This window comes from Peribacillus sp. P4_C12 (assembly GCF_056402095.1).
Map to the genome: position 1 here is coordinate 1 of NZ_JBFUIB010000548.1, position 2320 is coordinate 2320.

Annotated in this window: 2 protein-coding genes and 1 pseudogene; 2 read left to right on the forward strand and 1 reads right to left on the reverse strand. The window is 37.0% G+C overall.

What is annotated here, in order from left to right:
- Positions 1-392 precede the first annotated feature (392 nt).
- Positions 393-713 (reverse strand): DUF4870 domain-containing protein, encoded by a 321-nt coding sequence (locus AC1DUW_RS26270; RefSeq protein ID WP_053346569.1) that lies wholly within the window; start codon positions 711-713, stop codon positions 393-395.
- A 222-nt stretch (positions 714-935) separates the two neighbouring features.
- On the opposite strand from AC1DUW_RS26270, the gene AC1DUW_RS26275 reads away from it, so the two are divergent.
- Together AC1DUW_RS26275 and AC1DUW_RS26280 are read left to right on the forward strand one after the other, a co-directional pair.
- The gene (locus AC1DUW_RS26275; protein ID WP_053346570.1) at positions 936-1718 is read left to right on the forward strand and encodes an undecaprenyl-diphosphate phosphatase; all 783 of its coding nucleotides are present in this window, start codon (positions 936-938) and stop codon (positions 1716-1718) included.
- Between the two features lie 352 nt (positions 1719-2070).
- Positions 2071-2320: pseudogene (locus AC1DUW_RS26280) on the forward strand (GNAT family N-acetyltransferase); the annotation flags it as partial.

Below are 2320 nucleotides of genomic sequence, written 5' to 3' on the forward strand. Positions count from 1 at the left end.
CAATAAAATGTTACCAGGAATTATTGTAAAAGCATGACAAATAAAAAAAACAATGGCCAATAAAAGAGAGATCCAAGATGCATGAAAATTTGAATTGCTCGTTTTTTGATAATATTCGCGAATATTCATATTCTGCTCCTTACTCCTTATAAAGAATCACCGTCTGAATTGACAATTATCGGTAAGGTGTCAAGCAGCCTGTCATTCATTTCTCTTAAAGGTTATTGAAGGAAATATTATAATACTTTATTCGCTTTAATGTGACCTATTCCCTTTTTTAATAATAAGGCAATTATCGAACTAAACACAGCGTCGTAATTATTTTTCCTAACAAAGTAAATATTCCCAGATGATAAAAAGGGACTCGTGTATATCGAATCCCTTTTTACATTCTATAAAATTCTAAAAATTAGTGGAAAGCGATAGTCTGTTCCTTCATAAGCCCTGACTGCAGCAATGATAGTAAATACGATTAAAGCTATTCCGATAACCGGCAATAGTAAGAATCCAATCAGTACCAGTGACAGAACCCCTGCAACAATCGAATATACGGTGTAGGAAATAAAAAAGTTTAGATATTCCCTTCCGTGATAATCTACAAATTGTGACGAGTCCTTCTTAAGTAGCCAAATGACCAAAGGACCGACAAAAGCTGTAAAAAAGCTGATGACATATATAAGGGCAGCAAACACTCTTTCATCTTTAGTAGGCATAGTGTCTTCTCCTCCTCTCTCATATGAATAATTACGAATCAAATAACAAATAGTTTCATTTTCCTTTCATTATATTCGAAAAAAGTGGATGAGGACTATCTTTTCCATCACAAATCTTGTTGGTAATTTAATTTCCAAAAAATCTGAACATTTTCATCCTTCTTGTGCATACAGATAAAATAAAGGATTGTCCTAAAACACCTAGACTGGGGTGATGTTTTTTTGCTAAATCAATTTCAAGCCTTTATCCTTGGAATCATTCAAGGCTTGACTGAGTTTTTACCTATTTCAAGTACAGGACATTTATATTTAGGGCGGCATATATTCGGTCTTGACGAGGCAGGCATTTTTCTGGATACCATGCTTCATATCGGAACCTTGCTTGCCTTATTAGTTGTCTACAAGGATGACATTATTTTCTTACTGAAAAACCCTTTCTCCAAAATGACGCTTCTCTTGATTGCAGGAACGTTCCCTGCTGTGGTTGCCGGTCTTTTACTAGGCGATTGGTTTGACGGCCTATCAAAAACAGGAGTGACAATCGGCTGGGAATTTTTAGTCACCGGACTGATTTTATGGTTAGCAGACGGGGTAAGAAAAGGGAGCAAATCGCTGAATGAAATTTCCATAAAAGATGCCCTTATTATCGGGACATTTCAAGCAGCTGCCATCATGCCTGCCCTATCACGTTCTGGATTGACTATCGCCGCTGGACTTTTCTGCAAGCTTGACAGAGCCACTGCCGCCTATTTTTCCTTTTTGTTATCGATTCCTGCAATTACAGGGGGCATCGTATTTCAAATGAAACCCATTTTTACAGGAGATGTTGAACGGCTTCCTATCACAGCCCTTTTTGTCGGTACCCTGGCCGCAGCAATCTTTGGCTATATCGCCGTTGTGTGGATGATTGATTTTTTAAAGAAGCGTTCACTGAAAATATTTTCTATTTATGTTTGGGCACTCGGTACGATCATTTTATTCATGCAAGTTACAGGAAAATTTTAATAAAAACAAAAGCATTTCTCAAAAATATAGGGAATAAAATCAATTTTTCTAAAGAAAAAAGCACGCGTTTGCCTTCCAATTTTAACCTTCATAAAAAAGTTGAAATTTGACGAAAAAAAAAGGCAAAAAACCTATTCCCAAACCGTTTTTTTTTTAGTATTATACCTTCGTAAGGTTCTTTAGATTTATATATTTTCAGACAATAAAAATAGGGAAGGCAAATGGTGCGCCACCGGTTTCCGGTTCTAGTGGGTTCGATTCCCACCCCGAAATTTTTTGACGAACGACTTAAAAAATTTCGAGGGTGGGCAGCGACTACGCATAAGAACYGCCCTCAAACGGAGGGACGGAAATGTTAAAAAAGAGAGATTTTACAGATTGTTTTTCTCTTTATGAACAAATGACGCATCCAGATGTCTTCCCTTTCGTGCGCCATAAAGTAGATTCATATGAAGAATATGTATTCGTTACTAAGCAAACGATCGAGGCCGAAGAAGCTGGTGAACTCATTTCACGAACAATTTTAGATGAATGGGAAAACCCCATCGGTTGTATTTCTTTATACGATATTGAAAATGGTGCAGGTTTCCTTGGCACGTGGC

Coding starts and splice junctions, on each gene's coding strand:
- AC1DUW_RS26270 (WP_053346569.1), bottom strand. CDS start 713: ATGCCTACTAAAGATGAAAGAGTGTTTGCTGCCCTTATATATGTCATC.